Origin of the sequence: Flavobacterium sp., from assembly GCF_040383245.1 — a bacterium.
GTDB lineage: Bacteria > Bacteroidota > Bacteroidia > Flavobacteriales > Flavobacteriaceae > Flavobacterium.
This window is the reverse complement of record NZ_JBEIDX010000007.1, coordinates 1-25599: the sequence shown is the minus strand read 5'-3', so window position 1 is coordinate 25599 and position 25599 is coordinate 1. Positions and strand designations below refer to the sequence as shown.

The 25599-nt window shown below is 30.9% G+C and carries 20 protein-coding genes; 16 read left to right on the top strand and 4 right to left on the bottom strand.

Translation table 11 applies throughout. The features are described from left to right. Window positions 1-84 precede the first annotated feature (84 nt). From lysS to ABWO08_RS04605, 3 genes are all read left to right on the top strand, one after another. The gene (gene lysS, locus ABWO08_RS04615) at window positions 85-1779 is read left to right on the top strand and encodes a lysine--tRNA ligase (RefSeq protein WP_353083885.1); all 1695 of its coding nucleotides are present in this window, start codon (window positions 85-87) and stop codon (window positions 1777-1779) included. Between the two features lie 72 nt (window positions 1780-1851). After that, window positions 1852-2202, top strand: a complete 351-nt coding sequence (locus tag ABWO08_RS04610) for a hypothetical protein (protein WP_353083884.1) — start codon at window positions 1852-1854, stop codon at window positions 2200-2202. A gap of 131 nt (window positions 2203-2333) precedes the next feature. Further along, window positions 2334-2774, top strand: a complete 441-nt coding sequence (locus ABWO08_RS04605; RefSeq protein ID WP_353083883.1) for a Spy/CpxP family protein refolding chaperone — start codon at window positions 2334-2336, stop codon at window positions 2772-2774. Between the two features lie 80 nt (window positions 2775-2854). On the opposite strand, the gene ABWO08_RS04600 is transcribed toward ABWO08_RS04605, so the two are convergent. Together ABWO08_RS04600 and ABWO08_RS04595 are read right to left on the bottom strand one after the other, a co-directional pair. Continuing rightward, window positions 2855-5563 (bottom strand): carboxypeptidase-like regulatory domain-containing protein, encoded by a 2709-nt coding sequence (locus tag ABWO08_RS04600; protein WP_353083882.1) that lies wholly within the window; start codon window positions 5561-5563, stop codon window positions 2855-2857. A 141-nt stretch (window positions 5564-5704) separates the two neighbouring features. After that, entirely contained in the window at window positions 5705-6616 is a 912-nt protein-coding gene (locus ABWO08_RS04595) for a GLPGLI family protein (protein ID WP_353083881.1), read from the bottom strand. Between the two features lie 129 nt (window positions 6617-6745). On the opposite strand from ABWO08_RS04595, the gene ABWO08_RS04590 reads away from it, so the two are divergent. From ABWO08_RS04590 to lipB, 3 genes are all read left to right on the top strand, one after another. After that, complete coding sequence (locus ABWO08_RS04590; protein WP_353083880.1) at window positions 6746-7537, top strand: hypothetical protein; 792 nt, start codon at window positions 6746-6748, stop codon at window positions 7535-7537. Continuing rightward, window positions 7537-8151 carry a deoxynucleoside kinase gene (locus tag ABWO08_RS04585; RefSeq protein ID WP_353083879.1) on the top strand — a complete coding sequence of 205 codons (615 nt, stop codon included), beginning with the start codon at window positions 7537-7539 and terminating at the stop codon, window positions 8149-8151. The genes ABWO08_RS04590 and ABWO08_RS04585 overlap by 1 nt, the downstream gene beginning before the upstream one ends. A gap of 63 nt (window positions 8152-8214) precedes the next feature. Then, window positions 8215-8913: a lipoyl(octanoyl) transferase LipB gene (gene lipB, locus ABWO08_RS04580; protein WP_353083878.1), complete on the top strand. Its 699-nt coding sequence runs from the start codon at window positions 8215-8217 to the stop codon at window positions 8911-8913. Window positions 8914-8930: 17 nt separating this feature from the next. On the opposite strand, the gene rnhB is transcribed toward lipB, so the two are convergent. Then, window positions 8931-9512: a ribonuclease HII gene (rnhB, locus tag ABWO08_RS04575; protein ID WP_353083877.1), complete on the bottom strand. Its 582-nt coding sequence runs from the start codon at window positions 9510-9512 to the stop codon at window positions 8931-8933. Between the two features lie 198 nt (window positions 9513-9710). Between rnhB and ABWO08_RS04570 the strand changes: the two genes are divergently transcribed. The 5 genes from ABWO08_RS04570 to ABWO08_RS04550 all read left to right on the top strand — a co-directional run bounded on the left by ABWO08_RS04570 (window position 9711) and on the right by ABWO08_RS04550 (window position 20048). Further along, the gene (locus tag ABWO08_RS04570; protein WP_353083876.1) at window positions 9711-12749 is read left to right on the top strand and encodes a SusC/RagA family TonB-linked outer membrane protein; all 3039 of its coding nucleotides are present in this window, start codon (window positions 9711-9713) and stop codon (window positions 12747-12749) included. Window positions 12750-12762: 13 nt separating this feature from the next. Continuing rightward, entirely contained in the window at window positions 12763-14514 is a 1752-nt protein-coding gene (locus ABWO08_RS04565) for a RagB/SusD family nutrient uptake outer membrane protein (protein ID WP_353083875.1), read from the top strand. Between the two features lie 93 nt (window positions 14515-14607). Next, window positions 14608-16461, top strand: coding sequence for a S8 family serine peptidase (locus ABWO08_RS04560; RefSeq protein ID WP_353083874.1), 1854 nt, complete (start codon window positions 14608-14610; stop codon window positions 16459-16461). 96 nt (window positions 16462-16557) lie between these two features. Next, on the top strand, window positions 16558-18504 hold the full coding sequence (locus tag ABWO08_RS04555) for a putative porin (protein ID WP_353083873.1): 1947 nt from the start codon (window positions 16558-16560) through the stop codon (window positions 18502-18504). Window positions 18505-18686: 182 nt separating this feature from the next. Beyond that, on the top strand, window positions 18687-20048 hold the full coding sequence (locus ABWO08_RS04550; protein WP_353083872.1) for a pyridoxal-phosphate dependent enzyme: 1362 nt from the start codon (window positions 18687-18689) through the stop codon (window positions 20046-20048). A 33-nt stretch (window positions 20049-20081) separates the two neighbouring features. On the opposite strand, the gene ABWO08_RS04545 is transcribed toward ABWO08_RS04550, so the two are convergent. Continuing rightward, window positions 20082-21737, bottom strand: a complete 1656-nt coding sequence (locus ABWO08_RS04545) for a GLPGLI family protein (protein WP_353083871.1) — start codon at window positions 21735-21737, stop codon at window positions 20082-20084. A gap of 103 nt (window positions 21738-21840) precedes the next feature. Here ABWO08_RS04545 and ABWO08_RS04540 point away from each other — a divergent pair, with 103 nt between their 5' ends. The 5 genes from ABWO08_RS04540 to rpsU all read left to right on the top strand — a co-directional run. Then, a complete protein-coding gene (locus tag ABWO08_RS04540) occupies window positions 21841-23118 on the top strand; it encodes a DUF2851 family protein (protein ID WP_353083870.1) in 1278 nt (425 codons plus the stop codon). Continuing rightward, entirely contained in the window at window positions 23111-23332 is a 222-nt protein-coding gene (locus ABWO08_RS04535; protein WP_353083869.1) for a PspC domain-containing protein, read from the top strand. Before ABWO08_RS04540 ends, ABWO08_RS04535 begins: the two co-directional genes overlap by 8 nt. 3 nt (window positions 23333-23335) lie before the next feature. After that, window positions 23336-24217: a ComEA family DNA-binding protein gene (locus ABWO08_RS04530; protein ID WP_353083868.1), complete on the top strand. Its 882-nt coding sequence runs from the start codon at window positions 23336-23338 to the stop codon at window positions 24215-24217. A 26-nt stretch (window positions 24218-24243) separates the two neighbouring features. After that, window positions 24244-25413, top strand: coding sequence for an acyl-CoA dehydrogenase family protein (locus tag ABWO08_RS04525; RefSeq protein WP_353083867.1), 1170 nt, complete (start codon window positions 24244-24246; stop codon window positions 25411-25413). 73 nt (window positions 25414-25486) lie between these two features. Next, window positions 25487-25599: 30S ribosomal protein S21 (gene rpsU, locus ABWO08_RS04520; protein WP_353083949.1), on the top strand; the 113-nt coding region annotated here is incomplete at its 3' end.

Below are 25599 nucleotides of genomic sequence, written 5' to 3'. Positions count from 1 at the left end.
TATTAAATCTATCCAATAAAATATTAATTCATAATTCTACAATACCCAATCTTTTATTATCTTTGAACGCTTAAAAAATATCCTATGCAACTTTCAGAACAAGAAATCATTAGAAGAGAAAAACTAGATGCATTGCGTGCTCTAGGAATCAATCCTTATCCAGCCAATTTATTTCCAGTAACGCATACTTCTAAGCAAGTAAAGGAAAGCTTTGAGGAGGGTAAGAAGGTTGTGCTTTCTGGACGATTGATGAGTGTGCGTGATCAAGGAAAAGCTTGTTTTGCTGAATTGCAGGATAGTGAAGGTAGAATGCAATTGTACCTTAACAGAGATGTGATTTGCCCAGGTGAAGATAAAACTACTTACAATCAAGTATTTAAAAAATTAACCGACTTAGGAGATTTTATAGGGGTTGAAGGTGAATTGTTTACAACCCAAGTTGGTGCAAAATGTGTACGTGTGGATGGATTTACTTTTTTAAGTAAAACGTTACGTCCATTACCAATGCCAAAAACCGATGAAGAAGGAAATGTACACGATGCCTTTAACGATGCTGAATTAAGATATAGAATGCGTTATGTTGATTTAGTTGTAAATCCGCAAGTAAAAGAGGTCTTTATTAAAAGAACGAAGCTTTTTACTGCTATGCGTAATTATTTCAATGCAGCGGGTTATATGGAGGTTGAAACTCCCGTATTACAATCTATTGCGGGTGGTGCAGCAGCTCGACCTTTTATTACCCATCATAATAGTTTGGATATTCCATTGTATATGCGAATTGCAAATGAATTGTATTTAAAACGATTAATTGTAGGAGGATTTGACGGGGTATTTGAATTTTCTAAAAATTTCCGAAATGAAGGTATGGATCGTACCCACAATCCGGAATTTACAGCAATGGAAATTTATGTTGCCTACAAAGACTACAATTGGATGATGGAATTTACCGAAAACTTATTAGAGCATTGCGCTATGGAAGTGAACGGAACAACCGATGTTGTTTTTGGTGAAAATAAAGTTAGCTTTAAAGCACCTTTCGCTAGAGTAACTATGACCGATGCTATTAAAAACTTTACTGGTTTTGATATCTCTGGGAAAAGCGAAGCCCAACTTTTTGAAGCTGCAAAAGGCTTAGGAATTGATGTGGATGAAACTATGGGGAAAGGGAAATTAATTGATGAAATATTCGGAGCAAAATGCGAAGGAAATTTCATTCAGCCAACATTTATTACTGATTATCCAAAAGAAATGTCGCCGTTATGTAAAGAACACAGAGACAATCCTGACTTGACAGAACGCTTTGAATTAATGGTTTGTGGTAAAGAAGTTGCAAATGCCTATTCGGAATTAAATGATCCAATAGATCAAAGGGAGCGTTTTGAGGCGCAATTAAAGCTTGCAGAGCGCGGAGATGACGAAGCGACTCAATTTATCGATAACGACTTTCTAAGAGCCTTAGAATACGGTATGCCGCCAACTTCTGGATTAGGAATTGGAATGGACCGATTAATAATGTTCTTAACCAATAATGCATCCATTCAAGAAGTGTTGTTTTTTCCTCAAATGAGACCAGAAAAAAAACAAGTAGAATTATCTGAAGAGGAGAAAATGATAATTAGCCTATTAAAAGCTGAAAACAACCAGTCTTTGGCGCAATTAAAAGAGCGTTCTGCTTTAAGCGGAAAGAAATGGGATGCTGCAATGAAAGGTTTGTCTAAACTTGGATTGATTAAAGTTGTTGTAGAGGGCGAATCTAAAACAGTGGAATTAAAATCATAATTTCTTGATTTTTATACTATTTGTAAAAAAAAATATTAAATTAGCATCTTAAATAATCAACAAAAGAAAATTATGAAAAAAATCATTGCAATAGCAGCCTTATTTTTAGCATTTAGTTTTAATGCAAATGCACAAACACCTACAGCAGTTAAAGGATATAAAGTTGAAGTTATAACTCCAGAGAGTATTGCTAAAGATCATGAAGCTTTAACTAAAACCGTTACAATGAACGAAAGCTTAAAGAAAGATATGATGACACTTTTAAGCATGAGAATGGAATCAGTAAATGCAGCTGCTTCAATTGATGATAAAAAAGTGATATTTGCTAGATACGGACAAAAATTACTTGGAGGTTTCACTAAAGAGCAATTAACTCAATTAAAATCTAATGTAGAGTTATATACAAAATTGATTGAGTATTAATAAATATTCATATAAATAAAAAAAAGAGGTCGCAATTGCGAACTCTTTTTTTTTGCTTCATATTTTAAACGTTCTCTTAAACTATTTTAGTTTTTTGAAGTCAAAGAAGCATAACATTAAAAAATAGTAGTATGAAAAAATTATTTGTAGTGGCATTGTTATTAGTTGGAACATCAACTTTTGCACAGGAAAGAATGGGAGAAAATAATGATAAATTAACTCCAGAGCAACGTGTTAATCTTCAGGTTAAGAAATTAACTAAAGAATTAAATCTATCTGATAAACAAGCGCAAGAGTTAAAAGAAATTGTGGTAAAAGAAATCGAACAGAGAGAAGCGAGAAAAGCTGAAATTCAAGCGAGAAAAGCAGAAAAGAAAAGAATGGCTTCTGAGGATATGAATGCGCGTAAAATGAAATTTGAAGAAGAAAAAATGCAAGCTGAGGAGCGTATGAAAAAAATCCTTACTCCGGAGCAATTTTCAAAATGGACTGAAATTAGAAAAGCTAGAAAAGAAAAAATGGCAGACCGAATTGAGAACCTAAAGGGAGAAAAATTAGAAGACGGAAAATAGTTAATATTGAATATTTAAGGTTGGTTTAAACAAAAAAAACAGTTGCAATGCAACTGTTTTTTTTATTGGGTTAATTTAGATTATAAATTATATTTTAAACTAAAGATCACATATCTCGGTTGAACGGAATATTGTGAAGTCCGTGTAGAAAATTGCGAAAAACTATCGTCGTTTAAGGATGTTGTATTTAGTAAGTTTGTTACAGCTATTTTATATTCTAACTTACTGTCTTTCTTCTGATAAATTAAGCTAGCAGATAGAAAGTCATATTCGTTTTCAACTGTTTTTTCTTCATTATAATAATGGTAAAATTCATATTCAGAAACAAACGAAAAGCTTTCTAAAAAGTAATAATCCAATCTTGCAAATGGCTTGTCTGTGAAAAATTTAGAGTTGCTATAATCGTTAATTGTATACGAATAACCTAGCTCAATGTTGGGTAAATTCTTATAATTTGTTGAAGCCTTTATCGTGTAATTTTGAGTAAAACTTTCGTTAGATATGAAAATTCCATTTTGAATATTGTTGAACTTAGACCAATTCAAACTTGCGTTTCCTGAAGCTTTATAGTTTTTAAGAAATGAACGACCATAATTTCCAAATCCCGAAATAGTTTCGTCTGCAAAATTTGAATTAAATGGGGAAGAGGTTTGGTTTACTCCATTAAATAACGAACTCGATTTTACAGCGTCAACCGTTTTCGAATAGCTCGCAAACGCAGAGATATTTTCAAAATTAAACATGTTGTATTTAAAATAGCGTAAAGAATGTGTGGTTTGAGTTGCATTTTCAAGCCCTCTAAATCCTCTAGACAAACTGTTATAGCCATTTAAAATATATCCTTCTGCTAACTTATTTATATCAGTAAAATTATTTGTTAGTGCATAGTTATATGTTAAAGATTCTGCTTTCTTGATTTGATAAATTGCTAAGAAATCAGGCAATATTCTAAAAAACTTTAAATTAAAACTTGAACCTAATTGATTGTTGGTCATGTTATAAGAATGAAGACTTACCCCTGGAGTAAAGGTAAATTTTCCGGTAAGAATTTTATAATGCAATCCAACAAAAGAATCATTGAAGTGATAATTTACTTCATTTGTGTTTTCACTATTTGTTAAATTATTTGTGATTCCATTATCTAAAATTTGATATATGGATGAGTCAAAACTTTGATATGAATAGGTAGTTCCAATAGTTAAATTGATGTTGGTTTTGGGAGTAATTAAGTAATAATAATCAAATTTCGCATCCGTTTTATTCGTTTTTACAAACCGATATTGATTGATGTCATTTCTATTTTGTCCAGACACATATCCAGCTAGATTAAAGGGTTGTGTAAGTAAATTAGCATTATAAAATGGATCTTCCTCTTGAAATAAATGTTGCATTTCAAAAGCAAAAATATTCTTTTCATTTTGAGTATAATAAAGACTCAAATTTTGATTAATTGAAGTAGGGTTTTGGGTTTTATTTGTAAAAATTTCCTCGCTTAATGAATTATTTAATACTATTGATTCTCTTGTTAATTCATTTTCTTCGTCTTGTTTAGAAATTTTCGTTAATATGTCATAATCCAATTGAAAATTGGTATTAGGTTTATAAATGGTGCTTAATTTAAATAATCCTAAATTACTTTTTTGGTGTGCTATTTCATTTCGTTTTTCTGTTGAAGCAATTTGAGATGAATTAGGTTTTAATATGTTCGTTTGTGATATAGTTTCTAAATCAGTTGTTGATGCTGAAAGTATTCCAAATCCACTAATATTCCATGATGCAGAAGGATTGTATGCAAAGTTGGTTGCCCCAAATTTCGTTTCAATTTCTTTGGCTCTATTATTTCTTAAGGCACCAATCCCTAAGTCATTAGATGCTACATTAAAAGAACTTCCTCCTTTTCTCATCATTCCCCTAAATCCTCCAGTCATTTTGAAATAATCCTGAGTAGTTAAAGGCAATTCACCAATGTTATTAAAATTACTAATAATGTTTATACTATATTTTGGATTGTAATAAAATAATTTTGGATTAATTAAATAGCGATCAAATTTATTAGTATCGTCAAAACCGCCACCAGCATTAATGTCACCAAACCAAAAGTTCTTTTTGCCAGACTTTAATTTAATGTTCATTGCAACATTATCTTGGTTGTTTTCAACTCCTTTCAAGATGGAATTTTCATTATAATTTCGCAATACTTGAATTTTATCAATAGCATCAGAGGGAATATTTTTTACGCCAAGTTTGGTATCGCCATCAAAAAAATCTTTCCCTTCTACCATTAATTTGGTAACTTTCTTTCCTTCAACTTCAACCTCGCCATCGGCATTTACTTCTACTCCAGGAAGTTTTTTTAATACATCTTCTAGTTTTCTTTCCGTTCCTGATTTAAATGAATCCGCGTTATAAACAATAGTATCTCCTTTGATTGAAACTGGCATTTCTCTTACAATTTCAACATCGTTAAGTTCAATACCTCCCGAATTCATTGAAATATTTTGAATAATATTTTCCTCATTAGTGGTAATATTGATCTCTTTATTTTGCATTCCTATGAAGGTAAGTTTAATCACATAGGAAGTGTTTTTCTTCAAGTTTAATACAAATTTCCCTTTATTATTTGTAATTGCATAAGCATCCATTGCTTTAGTGGCGGTGTTAAGCGCCATTATATTCGCCATTTCAAGTGGTGCATTACCATTTTCGGTTACGACACCTTCAAATCGAATGTTTTGAGCAAATGAAATGAAAGAGGTGAAAAGTAATAAAAGGAAAATATTTTTTTTCATAATTTGTTATTTAGAATAAGAGTCTAATTTTAAATTTATTGCTGTTAGACGCATTATTTATTAAATAGTTTAACAACTATATTTTTTAAAAAAAGGAAGAATCTCTTATTGGGAGATTCTTCGATTTATATTTTGTTGTAATTAGCGGTTCATTCTCATTTCAAATGATCTTCCTCCGCCTTGGCCTTGGTTCATTTGACGGAATTCCTCCATTTTTTTTGTTACGGTTTCGTCATAATCTTTTTGAGAAATTGATTTTCCGTTATTTGAAGCTTTTATTTCTACTTTATCTTTTGGATTTAAGACAACTTTTGAACATAAAATTATGGTTTTCCCATCATTTACCTCAAGAATCAGTCCAGGTAATCCCCAGTATCCTTCTGGACCTTGGTTTACAGGAATTTCTGGAGTGTACCAAGCTGTAACTGTGATTTCTTTGGGCAACTCTATATCTTCCATAAAGTTGGTTTTCTTTTCTTTGCTTTCTGTTTTTGTAGAATCCGAATTGATTTCTTTCTTTTTGTCTTCCTCTCTTTTTGGACGGAAGTTTCTAAAATCGGTTTTACTTGCCGGAATCACAGTTGTTGCTTTATAACAAGTATAACCACCAATTTGTCTTGATTCACTTTCCATAACCCAATTATAAGTAACTAAAGAATCTTTAATTAAAAATTCTTTTCCCATAAATTCTTTGTCAACTGTGTAATTTCTATCTTTTACATTTTTGTAATAAGTTCCACCACCACCCATAAATGAGCTCATTACTCGCATGCCTCCACCACCTTGGCCCGGGCTATCTAGCTTTTCTTCTTCTTTATAAATCGATGCTTGTTTGTCAAAATTTAATATAAAAGTTTTTTCAAACATTTTTTTCATTCGCTCCTCAATCATTTTCTGCATGTCGGGAGTCATTTCTTTGTTGCCTTCAAATCTTTTTTTGAAGTCGGATGTACTTGTTTTTGATTCATAAACTGCCAAACCTTGAAAGTCTTTTTGGGCATAAGACGATAGAAATGACATGATTAATACAAATGATATAACTATTTTTTTCATATTGAATATTTTATTTGAATTTGCAAAAGCAAATATGACTATTGATTCTTTTATTTGTTACAAAAGTAAGTTAAATTTTTAACTACCCTTTTTGAAAATTTAAATTGTTTAATGTAATTTAGCATCCTAATGAAAAAACAACATTTTTTAATTTTTTTATTACTTGCTTTTATTACAAAAGGAACTAGCCAAGAGATAATCCCAATGGCTGTTGATTCTGTTTCTATAAAAGCTGATAATTTTTTTGGTTTTGACGGGTATAAAAATTATTACTATATTAAAAATAATGTAGTAATTAAAAAAAGTATCACGGGTACTATGCAGTTTCAAGATCTTTCCTTGGGAGAGGTAACAAAAGTAGATATTCTCAATCCATTGAAAATAATTGTATTTTACGAAAATTTTAATACTATTGTAGTTCTCGATAATCAGTTGAATGAAGTAGATCGAATTAATTTATCCGAACGAGCTAGGCCAATAGTTATAACTGCTGTAGGAGTTGCCGATCAAGATAAATTATGGTTGTTTAACTCAGTCGATCAAAAATTAGCTTTATACGATTTAAAGAGTAAATACTATCAAGAAATCGGCGTACCAATAAATGGACAAATTAATTATTATCAAACCGATTATAATTATTTTCAATGGTTATCAAATTATGGACAATGGTTAAGTTGTGATAGGTATGGTAAAATTAGGACAGTAAATGAATTAGATAGGGCTGATGCCTATCAAATTATTGGACCAAATAAAATATTGATTTTAAAAGACAATGCTTTATTTGTAAGAGATTTCATAACCAATAAGCAAACCAAAATTCAAATTGTTGAGAAATCCTTTAGAAATTTTTATTACAAAGACCAAATTTTATCTATTTTTACCAACGAAGGAAATACAAACTATAAAATAAACTTACCATAATGCATATAGCTGTAGCAGGAAATATTGGCGCCGGAAAAACAACCTTAACGCGTCTTTTAGCTAAACATTTTAAATGGGAACCACATTTTGAAGATGTAGTAGACAATCCCTATTTAGATGATTTTTACCATCAAATGGAAAGATGGTCATTTAATTTGCAAATATATTTCTTAAACAGTCGTTTTCGTCAAGTATTACAAATTAGAGAAAGCGGAAAGAAAATTATTCAAGATAGAACGATCTATGAGGATGCTCATATTTTTGCTCCAAACCTTCATGCAATGGGATTGATGACAAATAGAGATTTCGAAAATTATAAATCCCTATTTGAACTAATGGAAAGTTTGGTAAAAGCTCCAGATTTGTTAATTTATTTAAGAAGTTCTATTCCTAATCTTGTTGGACAAATACACCAGAGAGGAAGAGAATATGAAAATTCAATCTCAATTGATTATTTAAGTCGATTGAATGAGCGTTATGAAGCTTGGATTACTACTTATTCTAAAGGCAAATTATTAATAATTGATGTAGATAATTGTGACTTCTTAAACAATCCTGAAGATTTAGGAAACATTATTAATCGTATTGATGCTGAAATAAACGGATTATTTTAATATAATTTTTCATAATACTTTTCTCATAGCTCTTTTAACTAGTCTTTTTGCTTACAAGAAAAAATGAATAAAATAATTATTTTTCAAGATTTAGAAAAAAAAGATTATAAAGCCACTTGGGAATATCAAGAAACGCTATTTCAACAAATCGTTGATGTAAAAATTCAAAACCGAAAAGAGGAATCGCAAAAACCTACTCCAAACTATTTTCTGTTTGTAGAACATCCCCATGTTTATACTTTAGGTAAAAGTGGTGATTTTTCAAATTTACTTTTATCCGAAAAACAATTAGAACAAAAAGGGGCTACTTTTTATAAAATAAATAGGGGAGGCGATATCACATATCACGGACCTGGTCAAATTGTTGGATATCCTATTTTAGATCTTGAAAATTTCTTCCCCGATATTCATAAATATTTGCGTTTTCTAGAAGAGGTTATTATTTTAACTCTAGCAGAGTATAATATAATTGGCAAAAGAAGCGAAGGTGAAACGGGAGTTTGGCTTGGAGTTGGAACGCCTTTTGTAAGAAAAATATGCGCTATGGGTGTTCGGGCATCACGCTGGGTTACCATGCATGGTTTTGCTTTAAATGTAAATGCCGATTTAGGATATTTTGACAATATTATTCCATGCGGAATAAAAGGTAAAGCAGTTACTTCTTTAAATGTTGAACTTGGTATGGATAAAGTTGACGAGAAAGATGTGAAAGAAAAAATCCTAAAACATTTTATTCATCAATTTGAATGCACCTTTATATAAGTTGATTTTTTTGTAGATTAATCTTCCAATAATTTAAAAGTCATTCGGTGGTATTTACAGGGACCATATTTTTTTATGGCAGCCCTATGTTCCTTAGTCGGGTATCCCTTATTTTGCTTCCAATTGTACATTGGAAATTCCTCATGAATTTTATTCATAAAAGCATCTCTATAGGTTTTTGCTAATACCGAAGCTGCCGCAATGCTCATATATTTTGAATCCCCCTTTATTATGGTACTATGAGGAATGTTTTCAACAGGTTTAAATCGGTTTCCGTCAACTATAATATAATTAGGAGTAGGTTTTAATTTAAATATGCTTTCTTTCATAGCTTGAATAGAAGCATTTAATATATTTATTTCATCAATAATATTAGGTCCTAAATGAGTAACTGCAAATGTTACAGACAGCTCTTCAATAAACGGTTTTAGCTTTTCTCTTGTTTTTTCAGACAGCTTCTTTGAATCATTTAATAATTCTAAATTAAAATCCTGGGGAAGCATTACAGCAGCTGCAGTAACCGGTCCGGCCAAGCATCCCCTGCCTGCTTCATCGGTTCCGCATTCAAATTCAAATTCTGAAAATCTTAAATTTAACATAAAATTATAAGGAATAAAAAAAGTACATTTTTGTTTGTAATCACATATGAATAGGCGTGTTATAATATCAATTGGACTACAAATTTAAGTAACAATAATAATTTAACATAAAAAAAACTAAATATTTAGAAAAAACATTTGTTTAATTAAGAAATAATTAAGAAGTTTGCAAGCTAACTAACTCAAATAAAATTAAAAATGAGATCGAAGTTCAAATGGATTTTTACGCTATTACTAGCGTTATCAATGCAGTTTTCGTTTGCGCAAGAGAAAACTGTTACGGGTACAATTACCGATGGTAAGTTACCTTTATCTGGCGCTAATGTTGTAATCAAAGGTTCAGCTAAAGGCGTTTCAGCAGATTTAGATGGAAAATATTCCATCAAAGCAAAACCAGGTGATGTTTTAGTAGTATCTTTTTCTGGATATGAAAAAAAATCAATTACTGTAGGTTCTGCAAATAATTACAAAGTAGTTTTAAAAGAAACTTCTAAAGTATTAGAAGATGTTGTAGTTAATGGATATAGAAATTCCACTAAAAAGAAAGATGCAACTGCATCTAAAACGATTAAAGCTGCAACAATTGAAAATCAGCCAAATGCCTCATTTATTCAAACTCTTCAAGGTCAAATAGCGGGTGTTAATATTTCTACAGGTACAGGACAGCCAGGATCTAAAAGTACAGTTATTATTAGAGGTGTAGGTTCAATAAATGGTGATACAGATCCTTTATATGTAATTGATGGAATACCATCTTATGCAGATAATTTTAGATCTATTAACCCAAATGATATTGAGTCAACTACTGTTCTTAAAGATGCAGCTGCAATTTCAGTTTATGGAAATAGAGGTGCTAATGGAGTAATTATTGTAAAAACCAAAAAAACTGGTTTTGGTGAAACTAAAACTAAGTTTAGATATTCATCAACTTCAACGTTTACACAGTTGCAACAGCCAAGATATAAATTTGCAAATTCTAGTCAATTGTTGAGTTTAGAAAAAACTTATGGAGCTGGATTTGGTTCTATATTAACTGATTCTGAAATTCAAGCTTTGTCTAATATAAATACCGATTGGGTGAAATATTTTTTCTTAAATGCAGAAGGTACAAATCATCAATTTAGTGTTGAGCAAACTGGAAAAAATTTAAGTTCATATTCTTCTGTAAGTTATACAGATCAAAAAGGTATTTTGAATACAACTGGTTTAAAAAGATTTACTTTAAAAAATAACTTAAATGGTAAGTCTGAAAATGGAAAATTTAGATATGAAACAAACTTGACTTTAGGTTTTTCTAAAAATAATGAAGCTACTAGTTTAGGTACAGGAGGAATAAATAGAAATTATGTTCTTGGTGCCACTCTAGGAATGCCATATTTGAGTCCTAATGATTATAATGGCTCTCAAGATTTAGTGGATTTATATCAAGGTAACCCAACTTTATTATATACACCATTATTTTTAATGGATAAATTAGCTACATATGATAATAATACAGACGAAACTAGAGTTTTGGCTTCTGCCGATTTATCATATAATATTACAAAAGATTTGAATTTTAAAGTAAGACCTGGAACGGAATTGGTTTTAACACGATTTACACAATCGGAACATCCAATTTCATTCAATGCATTATTATTTAAAAATCCTTCTGCTGAATTTGCAGGATTTGAAGATGTAAATAATAGGAGAGAATTTTCTTTTAATAACTTATTTCAATTAAATTATACAAAAGATATTGGAAAGCACTCATTTAATTTAATATTAAATAATGAGTATTTTATTAATCAAATGAATTTGAATAATACAAGACAATTAGGTTTAAATCCTCAGACTTTTGTTTCGGGTACCGGTTCTGGTTATCTAGACGACATTGCAGCACATGATTTTTATGGAGCTAGAGGAAGTGTTAGTAAATTAAAATATAATTTAATTTCTTACTTTGCAATATTTGATTATGATTTTGACAACAGATTTGGAGTTTCTGCATCATACAGAAAAGATGGTACAAGTAAGTTTATTGGTCCAAGAAGATGGGGTGATTTTTGGTCTGTTGGTGCCAGATGGAACTTAGATAATGAGTCTTTTATTCAAAAATTGGATATATTCCAAACATTGAAATTAAGAGCGTCTTATGGAATAGTTGGTAATCAGTTTATTGTAAATGGAACTCAATTTGCTGGGATTAACCCTCCATTAAATATGGATACATATGGAATCGCATCTAATGTTTATGATGGTCAAAATGGTAGTTCTATTTCTTTTGGTGATGCTGACTTACGATGGGAAACAACCAAAACAGCAAATATTGGATTAGATTTTGCAGTATACAAAAATAGAATTCGTGGTTCATTTGATGTATATGAGAAAAAAACAATTGATCTTTTTGATAGAAATGATACTTCATATATTATTGGTACTGATGGAATTCAAGGAAATTCACCAATAGTTGTTACAAATAAAGGACTTGAAGTTGATTTAGCCTTTGATGTAATAAAGAACGAAAATCTTAAGTTAACTTTAAGAGGTAATGGTTCATTCAACGAAAATAGAATTAGTAATTTCCCGGATCCTGGATTTAGAGATGATGGATTAGTAATTCAACAAAATGGTGGACCAGCAAATCAATGGTATGTAATTCCTTATGCAGGAGTTAATCAGACAAATGGAGAATTATTGTTTTTAGATATTAATGGTAATCCTACTGAAACTCCGAGTGTAGATAGAGATAGACGTGCAACTGGTAAATCTGCTATTCCTGTAATTCAAGGTGGATTTGGTTTTGATTTTAGTTATAGAGGTTTTTTTGCTAGTTCTACAATGACATTTGTTCAAAGAGTTTGGAGATTTGATTATGATTTAGAAGGATTATATGATCCAACTGCAATTGGTCAATTTGTTGTTTCTCCTGATTTATTAAATGCTTGGACTCCAACAAACACAAATACTGATATACCATCCTTAAATGCTGCGAACAAAGGTTCTGATGCTGATTCAGATAGATTTTTAAGAGATGCTTCATACTTGCGTCTTAGAGATATTAGAATTGGTTATGATGTACCTAAAAAATTCTTAGAAAAAACATACTTTAGCGGTGTTTCTTTTTATGTACAAGGTCAAAACTTGTTTACTATTACTTCTTGGACAGGTTTTGATGCAGAAAGTAATAGATCAGCTGACCAAGGTCAATATCCAACACCAAAAATTTATTCATTTGGACTAGATTTGAAATTTTAATAAAATAAATAAGATGAAAAAAACATTAATATTATTATCAGTATTCTTTGGAACATTTTTTGTTTCATGTGATGAAGACTTGTTAGACCCATATACACCGGGCGCATTGACTCAAGAGTTAGCTATAACTAACTCTTCTCAATTAAAACTATTGTTATTATCCTCATATTCTTTAATAACACCAGTTTCTGAAATTGAATTTAATTCTATTTTTACCGATGAAGTTGGTATTGCTCCTGGAAATGGAGGGCAAGGTTTAGGAGGGAATTACGATTTTCTTTTAAATTCAAGTTCAGGTTCTCCAATTGGAATATGGGCTACACATTATTCTGCATTATCATACATTAACAGAGTAATTAAATTTTCCAATACAATTACTATTGTTGATTCTGCTGATCAACAATTAGTTGATCAAATTGTTGCTGAAGCACTAACTTTGAGAGCATATTGTCATATTCAATTAATTTCATATTTTTCTACTAACCCAAAAGATTTAAATGCTTTAGGCGTTATGTTATCTAACGATGTTTATCCATCTAACACCGAAAAAGCAAGAGCTACAAATGGAGAAATATATCAACAAATTGAACAAGACTTGAATTCTGCCATAACAAAATTTGGATCTGCTACTTTAGACCCTATTTATGCAAGTAAATATTTTGCAATTGCACTAAAAGCTAGAGCTGCAGCATTAAAAGGAGATTACACTAATGCACTAGTATATGCTAATGATGTAATTAATAATTCTGGTATTGTTTTATCTAATGCAACAGATAACAGAAATATTTATTGGTCAGATAATCAAAGTAATAATTCAGAAGTAATTTTTAAATTAAAAAAACTTAATGGACAAACTAAAATTGGAACAATTTGGGCAAGTGTAAATGCAACTTCTACCGGAGGTGCATACTTTGATATGAATCGTGGATTATTTAAATTATTACAACCTACTAATTTACCTTCTGCTTCATCTGCTACAATTACTTCTATTTCTGCAGGAAAAAATGTTAGAATACCTAATCATGGACTATCAGTAAATGACATGATTGTATTAAATTCTGATTATGGCACTTCAGCTACAAATAAGCTTAAAGAAGGTCATTCATATTTTGTTTTTTCTGTTGTAGATGCAAATACTGTTACACTAAGTAATCTATTTGGAGGTACTCAAAGAACAAACCTTGTTAATAATGCTTCTTTAAATATTAATTGTAAAACAAATTATGGTGATACCAGATATAGTACTATGATTGCTTATTCATCTTTAATAGATGTAGATTATTTAACATCTCCTGATTTTAGAACATCTGATTTCTTAGTTATATCTAAATATCCGGGAACAACTGCAAATGGTAATTTAGTTAATGATATTAAAATATGCAGAATTTCTGAAATGTATTTTATTAAAGCAGAAGCTGAAATTCAGGCAGGATTACTTACAACTGCAGCAAACACTTTAAAAGCAATCCGTGATAAAAGATATTCAAAACCACAACCTGCTACTATTTATGCTAATGCTGAAGAAGCATGGAAAGATGTTCTTAAAGAAAGAAGAATAGAGTTTGCATTTGAAGGTTTTAGATTTATTGATTTAAAAAGACTAGGATTATTAGCAAACGAAGGTATTGTTAGAGATAGTAGAGATTGTGAAATTAATGGTGCATGTAGTTTACCAGTAACTGATTATCGATTTACACTACCTATTCCTATTTCAGAAATTACTGCAAATGGGGCAATAAGTGGTCAACAAAATCCACAATATTAAAAAATTAATTTTTTTTAAAAGGCAGTAATTTATTACTGCCTTTATTTTTTTATAATATATTTGCAATATATATACAACATTAATTTTTGCTTTATGAAAAAATTTATATTAATTATTCTTCCATTTATTTGCTTTTCCCAAAATATTGATTCTAGAAAAAAGATTCGTTCATTTACATCATCAGTAAATCAATTACAGTTGATAAATGATCTAAATACTTTGAATCAAGAAAGGTTGCAAAATATTAACTTATTTAAAGCTTTATATCCCTCTATTAATCCATTAAATTTATACGATTATAAAGATGGAATTCCATATTTTTATTCAGAATTTAATGATCGTTCTTCAATAACAATTTCTGCTAATTCATTATATCCTGGTGGATCTTTAGGTCTTAATGTAACAGGTTCTAGTATTTCTTGTGGAGTATGGGATGGTGGAAAAGTTAGAACTAATCACGTTGAATTTACAAATAGTAGAGCATATCATGTCGACAGTTCTACTTCACTTAGTAACCATGCTACACACGTAACAGGAACAATTATTGCTGCTGGTGTTTCACCATCAATAAAAGGAATAGCTTATAACGGATATGCCAATTCATACGATTGGACAGATGATTTAATTGAAATGAATGAATTTGCTAATTCAGGTGGATTAGTTTCAAATCATTCTTATGGTTATGCCGTTGGAAGTAGTACCCCAAATTGGATTTTTGGTAATTATGATTCAACTGCTAGAAGTATAGATAATTTATGTTACACTTATCCTTATTATTTGCCAGTTATTGCTGCTGGAAATGATAGAAATGACACTGACATTCAACAGGTTAATGATAATGGTGGATACGATATGTTAAAAACTTCTGGTTGTGCAAAAAATTCAATTACTGTTGCTGCAATTAATGAAGTTATGAATTATCAAGATAATTTTTCAGTAACGATGAGTAGTTTTAGTAATTTCGGTCCAACAGATGACGGGAGAATTAAACCTGACATCTCTGCCAAAGGTGTAGGTACAAATTCTTGTATTTCAACTTCCAATGGTTCTTATGCTGTATATAGCGGAACATCTATGGCTGCGCCTGCAATTACAGGATTAATTATGTTGTTACAAGAACATTTTTTTAATACAACTGGATTTTATATGAAATCTTCAACAGCCAGAGGTTTACTATGTCATTCTGCTCTAGAATCTGGTATAGAAAATGGACCAGATTATTCATTTGGATGGGGCTTAGCAAATGGAAAATTTGCCGCAACAATAATTAGCAACATCGGTACAAGTTCAATTATTGAAGAAAATACATTATTACAAAACGAAGTATTTACTAAAACATTTTCTATTTCAAATATTGAAGATATTCAAGTTTCAGTTTGTTGGACCGATCAGCCAGGTAATACTAACTCTGCAGGATCATTAAATAATAGAGTTCCAAGGTTAAAAAACAACTTGGATATTAAAATAATTAAAGATGGCGTTATTTATTTTCCTTGGAAATTAGATCCTGAGAATCCTGAGAATCCTGCAACAAATACTTCAGATAATGATGTAGATAACTTTGAAAAAATTGATATTTATAGTGCTGAGCCAGGATTATATACAATTCAGGTCTCACATAAAGGTATTTTAAATTCAGGAAGCCAGGTTTTTTCATTAATTGCTAGTAGTACAGAAGGATTATCATTAAATACTAGAGATTATGATTTTGATAATTCAATTTTTGTTTATCCAAATCCTGTTAAAAATATTTTAAATTTTAATTTAATAAATATGAATGAAATTGAATCAATTATAATTACAGATGTAACTGGAAAGCAAATTATAAATAGTGCAGTTTCTTTATCTCATAAAGCTATTGATGTTTCAAATCTTGAATCTGGTGTTTATTTTATTAAATTTATTTCAGATTATAAAACAATAATTAAAAAATTTATAAAAGAATAATATTTAAAAAAGACCGCCTCAAGGCGGTCTTTTTTTTACCTTTATTTTATGATTTACTTTATAAACTTTCCTTATTTTTGTCCCTTTCAATAAGCTATGAGAGTTTTATTTTCTATTCTAATGTTGGTGTTGTCCTTAAATCTTTTTTCACAAGAAAAAGAAATTACGGATAAGCCTAAAAGCTTAATTAAAACACAGGCTCAAAGAGCCAAAGAAAAAGCTCAAAAAGCTCCAATAACTTCTTACAAAATTTATTCAATTGAAAGAGATACTATCATTTTAGATACTACTTTATCAATAAAAAAAGATTACGAATTAAATTTCCTTCGGAAGGATTTATTTGGTTTAATGCCTTTTCCTAATGAAGGACAAACCTATACAACATTAGATTTTGGTTTAACTAATTTTTCTCCCTTTCCAGAATTTGGCTTTAAGGCAAAACACATGAATTATATTGAGGCCAACGATATTAATTATTATTCAGTTGCAACACCATTAACAGAACTATATTATAAAAGCGTAATGGAGCAAGGTCAAAATGTAGACGCTTTAATTACTTTAAACACATCCAAAAATTTAAATTTTTCAATTGCTTTTAAGGGTTTGCGTTCTATAGGTAAATACATTAATCAATTATCTAGTACTGGTAATTTTAGGTTTACCACAAGTTATAATACTAAAGACAATCGCTATGGATTTAACTTTCATTTTACCGGTCAAGATTTATTAAATGGTGAAAATGGAGGATTAACTCAGCCAGAATATTTTGACGATAATGATCCATTATATGATAATCGACCAAGATTACAAGTATTTTTAATAGATGCTAAATCTTTCTTAAAAGGTAAACGGGTATTTATTGATCAAACATTTCGAATTAATTCAAAAGATCATCAAAATAATCTATTGATTACAAATCAATTAAACTACGAACATAAGGTTTTCGAATTCAACCAAGCTACAATAAGTTCAACCATCGGAATTAATGGATCTCCATTTAATAGATTTGGAGCGGCATCTTTAAATTCAAATATTAATGATCAAACTTTTTATGATAAATTATATAATAAAATAGGAGCAATCTATGAAAATAAAGCATTAGGTAAATTTCAATTTTTTGTAGAAAATTTTATTTATAAGTCATTTTCAGGAATTGATAAAACAGTAGGAAATATAATTATACCTGGTCAATTGCAATCCGTTATTAACACTATAGGCGGGCAATACGATTACAGAAAAAATAAATTTAACGGAACGGTAGTTTTATCAAATTCTATTTCGACACAACCACTTCGTAATTTAGATGCTAATTTAACCTACACAATCAACCCAAAAAATAGCCTTTCTTTTCAGTATCAAAATATAAGCAAGTCACCAAATAATAACTACATTTTAAACCAAAGTTCTTACGAGAATTACAATTGGTATAACAGTTTTAAAAACGAAAAGATTAATAATTTATCTGTAAACGCTAGTACACAATGGGTAAATGCCTCGGTGCAATTCACAAATTTAAATGACCACCTATTTTTTCAAGACACCAAAAATCAAGTAAATCAGCAATTGGTAACTCCACAGCAATACTCAGGAAGCATCAATTATGTTTCATTTAAAATTGCCCGAGAATTCAAGTATAAAAAATGGGGATTAGATAATACTTTTCTATTCCAAAAGGTAGATCAAAAAGACACCATTCTTAATGTACCACAAATTACCTTACGCAATTCGCTTTATTACTCCGATTATGTGTTTAAGAGAGCCATGTTTTTACAAACCGGAATCACAATCAACTATTTTTCTAAATATTATGCCAACGATTACAATCCAATCTTAGGAGAGTTTTTTGTTCAAAAAGATAAGCAAATTGGTAATTTCCCAATGCTTGATTTCTTTGTAAATGCTCGAGTAAAACAAACTCGAATTTTCCTTAAAGCTGAGCACTTTAATTCCTCTATGACCGGAAATAAGTTTTATTCGGCACCAAATCTTCCCTTTCATGATTTCATGATTCGATTTGGATTAGTTTGGAATTTCTTCCAATAATTTTTTTTGAAACCTAAACTTTCGGCATTTTAGTAAACTGAATTCCTGCTGTCCGTTCAATCTTTTTCTTTTAGAAAAAGGATGACACTGCCATCAGGGTTAATCAGCAATCATTTAGATAAATTTTGCAGTATTGCAAAACCACTTATTTATCAATATCTTTGCTAAATTAAACAGACATTATGAATTATTCTGAAAATATATTAGGAACTATTGGTAATACTCCATTAGTTAAGCTAAACAAAGTGGTTGAAGGAATTGATGCTTTGGTACTTGCAAAAGTAGAAACCTTCAATCCAGGAAACTCTACCAAAGACCGTATGGCTCTAAAAATGGTAGAAGATGCCGAAGCCGATGGACGATTAAAACCAGGCGGAACCATTATTGAAGGAACTTCTGGAAATACCGGAATGGGATTGGCGCTTGCTGCAATCGTGAAAGGATACAAATGTATTTTCGTAATAACAGATAAGCAATCCAAAGAAAAAATGGATATTCTTCGTGCTGTTGGAGCAAAAGTGATTGTTTGCCCAACGGATGTTGAACCAACAGATCCGCGTTCCTATTATTCGGTTTCTAAAAGATTAGGAACAGAAATTCCTAATTCTTGGTATGTTAACCAATATGATAATCCAAGTAACGCTTTAGCACATTACCAACAAACTGGTCCTGAAATTTGGGAACAAACCGAAGGGAAGATTACTCATTTTGTGGTTGGTGTTGGTACAGGAGGAACTATTTCGGGTATTGGGAAATATTTAAAAGAAAAAAATCCAAATATTAAAATTTGGGGAATTGATACTTACGGTTCGGTTTTTAAAAAATACCATGAAACAGGGATATTTGACGAAAACGAAATCTATTCCTATATCACTGAAGGAATTGGAGAAGACATTCTTCCAGAAAATGTAAATTTTTCTGTTATTGATGGTTTTACCAAAGTAACTGATAAAGATGCAGCTGTTTATACACGTAAAATTGCTTTAGAAGAAGGAATTTTTGTAGGAAATTCTGCAGGATCTTGTGTAAAAGGATTACATCAATTAAAAGAGCATTTCACTAAAGACGATGTAGTAGTAGTTTTGTTTCACGACTCAGGAAGCCGTTATGTTGGAAAAATGTTTAACGACGATTGGATGCGTGAAAGAGGATTTTTAGATGAAGAAGTTACTAAAGCAGAAGATGTAATCAAAGAACATATAGACAAACCATTAATTATTGCACGTACTGAAGAGTTGGTTTCACATGCAATTGATAGAATGCGTAAATATAAAATTTCTCAAATTCCGGTGATTGATATTACAGGGTTTGTAGGTTCTGTAGATGAAACCGATTTATTTCAAAGTTATGTTACAGATAAAAATGTGGCCGACAAACCAATTCGTGAGGTTATGGGTAAACCATATCCTGTTGTAAAATTAGGAACGCCAATAGAAGAAGTTTCTAAATTATTTACCAAAGACAACCAAGCAGTTTTGGTTGATTTAGATAACGGAAAACACCACATTATTACCAAATACGATATTATCGGATCAATTAAATAATATTAAAACCTACAATGAAAATTGTAGGTTTTTTTAATTACCTAGCAACACTCCCGAAACGTTCCAAGAACTAAAGCTCGGACCTTCGTTTGCACCTTGTGGAATTTTCACTTGCACGGTGTGCGTCCCAACTTTTAAATCTCCTAATTCTATGTAAACTGGATTGGTCATGGTGCCCGGGCACCAATTGGAACGACTGTAATCAGAAGACGATAATCCGTTAGGAAAATTCCCTGAAGCCGGATTATATAAGCGATATGATCCGCAGTCTTCACGCCAAGGCGTAAAATGAAATACTTCTTTTTCATCTAAATAAATGGAGTTTCTTTTAGGCACAAATTCATCTCCGTTTTCCCAACCTCCATGTCCTGTGGTGATGTAACGAATACGGGCATTTTTCATGTCTTTTTCAAGATTAAAAGTTACTTCTAATCCCTTTTCTGAGCTAAATAAAGTGCCGTATTCTTGTCCGGCCATTTCCATAACATTATTAGTATTAAATAACGGAATAACCTCCGAAGGCTTTGCAATTGTAACTTCTTCCTCTGGGTGAATGGTTAGGTTTACACTTACTTTATGTCCGCCTTTGTCATAATTTCCTATAAAAGTTCCAATGTAAACTTCTTGGTTGGTCATGGCTGCCGTCAACTCCGAAATATCTTGTCTGTAATTCACGCGCTCTTCCCATATTTTATCTTTTAGGGTAATGGTATTGTATTGTTTAATTCCAAACGGAGTAAAAAAGCGCATTAATTCTAATAAAGGAGAATAGGTTTCTGTAGCAGCAATTCCTTGATATAACTTACCATTTCCATTATCATAAATAGGTAACGCTTTTACACCATTTTGTAGTCCCTCAAAAAAGGAATTACTTTTTTGCATCGGAATAATAAATACCGATCCAGTTCGGTCATAAGCATCGCCATTAGATTGCTCGGTAACATCAAGAAACACCTGACTTCCTTTTGCAATAGCAGGAATAGAAATTTTACGTACCGCAATGGTTCCATTTGCAAATCGCATAATGCTGTCGTTAGATTTGGATGCATCTGAAAAATTTATGATTTCCTCTTTAAATACCGGGATAGTGGTAAATCTGCTTTTCCATAATTCATCTCGATAAGTCAATAAATCCAAGACTTTTTCTGATTTTGAAACTTCCGGAATTTGTTTGGTTTTCTCCAGTTTTGTTGCAGAAACGATGAAGTTTCCATTACGGTTGGTTTCCAATACCAATCCTAAATTTTGTCCTAAAACTGAAGGTCCACCTTTTATGTTTAATTCATTGGTATACCAAATTTCAATGGTATTGGAGTTGATTATGGTTTTCGCTTTTTTACAAGTATATCCAAGTATCTTTTTTACATCATCCAATAACTCAAAAGTTTGTTTTGCGATTGAAGTGCTATCTAAGGTTGCAATTAGTTTGTTTTCTTTCAGCTTTGCTAATTGATTTATGTTATTCGTTTTCCTATCAATTAAAGAAAATTCAAATGGAAAAGTTGCCTTATTTTCAAGTATAGATTGAGAAGTAATAAGCGTTTGATTTGAATTCGAAAAAACAATTACGGGATCTTGATTTTCAATTAATTTTCCGTTGGAGCTTTTTGTGTAAGTAATTTTATAATTGGTTTGTCCGAATAAAGTTAGGGCAAATAAGCTAAATGCGAAGGTTACTATTTTTTTCATTTTTTGAAATTAAGAATACAAATATAAGAGTTGAAATTTTAGTATTGAAAATTTGTGTAATTCACTTTATTAAAGTAACTTAGAGAAAGGTGATTGGAATAATATGAAGGAAGATTTTATTCATTACATATGGAAATACAAGAAGTTTAACTTCTCGAATATAAAAACTTCCGATGGAGAAGAGTTAACCATACTAAATTCTGGAGATTATTTGCAAAAAGAAGGCCCCGATTTTTTCAATGCACAAATTATTATAGCAGATCAAAAGTGGGCAGGGAATATTGAAATACATGTTAAATCATCCGATTGGTATTTGCACCACCATGAAAAGGATATTAATTATAATAATGTTATTTTGCATGTGGTTTGGAATCACGATACGCCAATTTATCGAAAAGACAATTCTGAGATCCCAGTTTTTGAAATAAAAAATTATGTTTCCCAAGATGTACAGCATACTTATAAAGAGCTTTCCACAAAAAAATCTTGGATTTATTGCGAAAACCAAATAAAAAATATTGATTCTTTTGTACTTGCTAATTGGCAAGAACGCTTGTTTTTAGAGCGATTAGAAGAGAAAGCAAAGCCAATTCAGGAATTACTGATTGAAACGCATCAGGATTGGGAAGCGGTATTGTTTTACTTATTGGCAAAGAATTTTGGTTTAAATACCAACGGCGACGCATTTTATAAAATTTCCAAATCACTCACTTTTTCATTAATTCAAAAGGAATCCTTAGAAGTTATCTATTTAGAGGCTTTACTTTTTGGTCAAGCCAATTTGATACCTGATGATGTGGAGGACAATTATCCAAAGGAGTTGAAAGATTGGTATGATTATTTGGCTATTAAATATAAATTGAATAAACCAACTCTTGAAAACATTCAGTTTTTTCAGCACCGCCCCGATAATTTTCCAACCATTCGTTTAGCACAATTGGCCATGCTTTATCATTTGCAAAGGAATTTGTTTTCTAAAATAATTTTTGCCAAAAATCTTACAGAAATCCAATCTTTATTCGATTTGTCGGTAAATGGATATTGGAAAACGCATTATAATTTTGACAAACCAAGTCCAAAAAAAGGAAAATCACTTTCTAGGGAATTCATTAATTTACTGATAATCAATACTATTATCCCGATTAAATTTGCTTATGCTCAAAATCAAGGAAAAGAAAGTGCCGAAATCCTCATTGATTTATTAGCTACTATTCCTGCAGAGAAAAATAACATTATTGAAAAGTTTAGTACCTTTGGGATTAAATCAAAAAATGCCTTTCAAACGCAAGCCCTATTACAATTAAAAAACAACTATTGTAATTCCAAAAAATGCTTGCATTGTGCAATAGGTTTGGACTTGTTAAAAATAAAAAATGATTAATTCGATTCGATATTTTTTTGAAAAACATGGCTTTCATGTGTCGTCACGATTGGCAGATAAGCTTGGTATGCGCGCCAATAGTGTTCGTTTGTTTTTTATTTACATTTCTTTTGTAACCGTTGGATTGGGTTTTGGCATCTATTTAACTTTAGCTTTTTGGATTAAATTGAAAGACTTGATTCGTGCTAAACGTTCTTCTGTTTTTGATTTGTAGATTTTGGAATCTACAACTTTCATAAAATCCCTATTTAATTTTTCAAAAGACCAACGAACCGGAGTTCTCGTTTTGTTTTTTGTGATTATTGTATTTCAAGTTGTTTATTGCTTTGTTGATTTTAATGAACCACATAGTTTAACTGTAGAGGAAAAACAATGGATTGCAATGCAAAAGGATTTAATTTCAACTAAAGATTCCGGATATACTTCCCATTATAAAGTTTATCCTTTTAACCCAAATTTTATTTCGGACGAAAAAGCCTACCGCTTCGGAATGACTTTGAATCAAATTCAACGACTGCGTGATTTTCGCAAACAAGGAAAATTTGCCAATTCGGCAAAAGAATTTCAACGAGTTACCGGTGTTTCTGATTCGGTTCTAAAAGTGATGGCTCCACGGTTTAAGTTTCCTGATTGGGTAACTAATCCTTCAACCTCTACTTATTCAAAATCGAATTGGAAAGAGTTTCCAAAAAAGCAAGCAATTGCTATTTTGGATATTAATCAAGCTACCAAAGAAGATTTAATGAAGGTAGTTGGAATTGGCGATGCTATATCAGATCGAATATTAAAGCAAAAAGAGCTGCTGGGCGGTTTTGTTTCTATGGATCAAATGACTGAAATCTGGGGTTTATCTCCCGAAGTTATTTATGATTTGAATAAATATTTTGTGATAAAATCAAATCCTAATACTAAGAAAATTAACATTAATTCGGCTTCAATCAAAGAATTAGGTCAATTTTATTATTTTAGATATCCACTTTCTAAAAACATTGTAACTTATAGAAGCATGAATGGTGTGATAAAAATTGAGGATTTGTCAAATATTAAAGGTTTTCCTTTGGATAAAATCAAAATAATTGCTTTATATTTGGAATTCTAAAAAGTTACACTATTAAAGCCCCACTTATGAATTCGTCATACTTTACAGAAGAGCATGAATTATTTAGACAAAGTTTAAAAGATTTTCTGCAAAAAGAAGTAGTCCCGCATATTGAAAAATGGGAAAAAACAAGCACAATCGAACGTTTTATTTGGAAAAAATTTGGTGAAATGGGCTTCTTCGGAATTGCATATCCTGAGGCTTACGGTGGAATGAATTTAGATTTATTTTATACCGTTGTTTTCTTAGAAGAACTTCAAAAAATAAAATCTTCGGGTTTTGCTGCAGCTATGTGGGCACATGCTTATTTGGCAATGACGCATTTAAATGCTGAAGGAGATGAGAGAATAAAGCAAGATTATTTAGCGCCAAGTATTTCTGGAGATAAAATAGGAGCGCTTTGCATTACAGAGCCTTTTGGAGGAAGTGATGTTGCAGGCATGCGAACAACAGCTGTGAAAAAAGGCAATAAATACATTCTAAACGGTTCTAAAACATTTATTACGAATGGGGTATATGCCGATTATTATGTTGTGGCTGCAAAAACAAGTCCGGAACTTGGAAATAAAGGAATTAGTATTTTCTTAATGGATACCAATTTAGATGGGGTTTCAGCAACAAAATTAGATAAATTAGGTTGGAGAGCTTCCGATACCGCTGAAATTGCTTTTGATAATGTAGAAATTCCAGAAGAAAATTTAATGGGTGAAGAAGGAAAAGGTTTTCCTTATATCATGCAACATTTTGCATTGGAACGATTAATCATGGCGGTTAATGCACATGCAAGATCAGAATATGCTTTAGAATATACTATAGATTATATGTCACAAAGAGAAGCTTTCGGAACTAAAATTAATAAGTTTCAAGCACTTCGACATACAATGGTAGACCATGCTACAGAAGTGGAGCACTGTAAAATATTTAATTATGCTGCTGTGGCTCGATTAAATAAAGGAGAATATGTAGTGAAAGAAGCTACTATGGCGAAACTAAAATCTACCAAAGTTGCTGATGAAACTATTTATAGTTGTTTGCAAATGCTTGGCGGTTATGGTTATATGGAAGAATATCCATTAGCGAGATTGTTAAGAGATAGTCGTCTAGGTCCTATTGGCGGTGGAACTTCAGAAATTTTGAAAGAGATTTTATCCAAAATGATCATTGATAATCAAAATTATCAGCCTGCGGTGAAATAATTCACATTTTATAATTCATAATTCAAAAATAATTATTACATTTGTACCCTTAACGAGAGGAGGTGTCTATATTATGTTAATTATACCAATTAAAGACGGAGAAAATATCGATAGAGCATTAAAGCGCTATAAAAGAAAATTTGATAAAACAGGAACTGTTCGTCAGTTGCGTGCACGTCAAGCTTT

Bases quoted from the DNA above. Each gene is read 5' to 3' on its own strand.
- lysS (WP_353083885.1), top strand. From the start codon at position 85: ATGCAACTTTCAGAACAAGAAATCATTAGAAGAGAAAAACTAGATGCA.
- ABWO08_RS04610 (WP_353083884.1), top strand. From the start codon at position 1,852: ATGAAAAAAATCATTGCAATAGCAGCCTTATTTTTAGCATTTAGTTTT.
- ABWO08_RS04605 (WP_353083883.1), top strand. From the start codon at position 2,334: ATGAAAAAATTATTTGTAGTGGCATTGTTATTAGTTGGAACATCAACT.
- ABWO08_RS04600 (WP_353083882.1), bottom strand. From the start codon at position 5,563: ATGAAAAAAAATATTTTCCTTTTATTACTTTTCACCTCTTTCATTTCA.
- ABWO08_RS04595 (WP_353083881.1), bottom strand. From the start codon at position 6,616: ATGAAAAAAATAGTTATATCATTTGTATTAATCATGTCATTTCTATCG.
- ABWO08_RS04590 (WP_353083880.1), top strand. From the start codon at position 6,746: ATGAAAAAACAACATTTTTTAATTTTTTTATTACTTGCTTTTATTACA.
- ABWO08_RS04585 (WP_353083879.1), top strand. From the start codon at position 7,537: ATGCATATAGCTGTAGCAGGAAATATTGGCGCCGGAAAAACAACCTTA.
- lipB (WP_353083878.1), top strand. From the start codon at position 8,215: ATGAATAAAATAATTATTTTTCAAGATTTAGAAAAAAAAGATTATAAA.
- rnhB (WP_353083877.1), bottom strand. From the start codon at position 9,512: ATGTTAAATTTAAGATTTTCAGAATTTGAATTTGAATGCGGAACCGAT.
- ABWO08_RS04570 (WP_353083876.1), top strand. From the start codon at position 9,711: ATGAGATCGAAGTTCAAATGGATTTTTACGCTATTACTAGCGTTATCA.
- ABWO08_RS04565 (WP_353083875.1), top strand. From the start codon at position 12,763: ATGAAAAAAACATTAATATTATTATCAGTATTCTTTGGAACATTTTTT.
- ABWO08_RS04560 (WP_353083874.1), top strand. From the start codon at position 14,608: ATGAAAAAATTTATATTAATTATTCTTCCATTTATTTGCTTTTCCCAA.
- ABWO08_RS04555 (WP_353083873.1), top strand. From the start codon at position 16,558: ATGAGAGTTTTATTTTCTATTCTAATGTTGGTGTTGTCCTTAAATCTT.
- ABWO08_RS04550 (WP_353083872.1), top strand. From the start codon at position 18,687: ATGAATTATTCTGAAAATATATTAGGAACTATTGGTAATACTCCATTA.
- ABWO08_RS04545 (WP_353083871.1), bottom strand. From the start codon at position 21,737: ATGAAAAAAATAGTAACCTTCGCATTTAGCTTATTTGCCCTAACTTTA.
- ABWO08_RS04540 (WP_353083870.1), top strand. From the start codon at position 21,841: ATGAAGGAAGATTTTATTCATTACATATGGAAATACAAGAAGTTTAAC.
- ABWO08_RS04535 (WP_353083869.1), top strand. From the start codon at position 23,111: ATGATTAATTCGATTCGATATTTTTTTGAAAAACATGGCTTTCATGTG.
- ABWO08_RS04525 (WP_353083867.1), top strand. From the start codon at position 24,244: ATGAATTCGTCATACTTTACAGAAGAGCATGAATTATTTAGACAAAGT.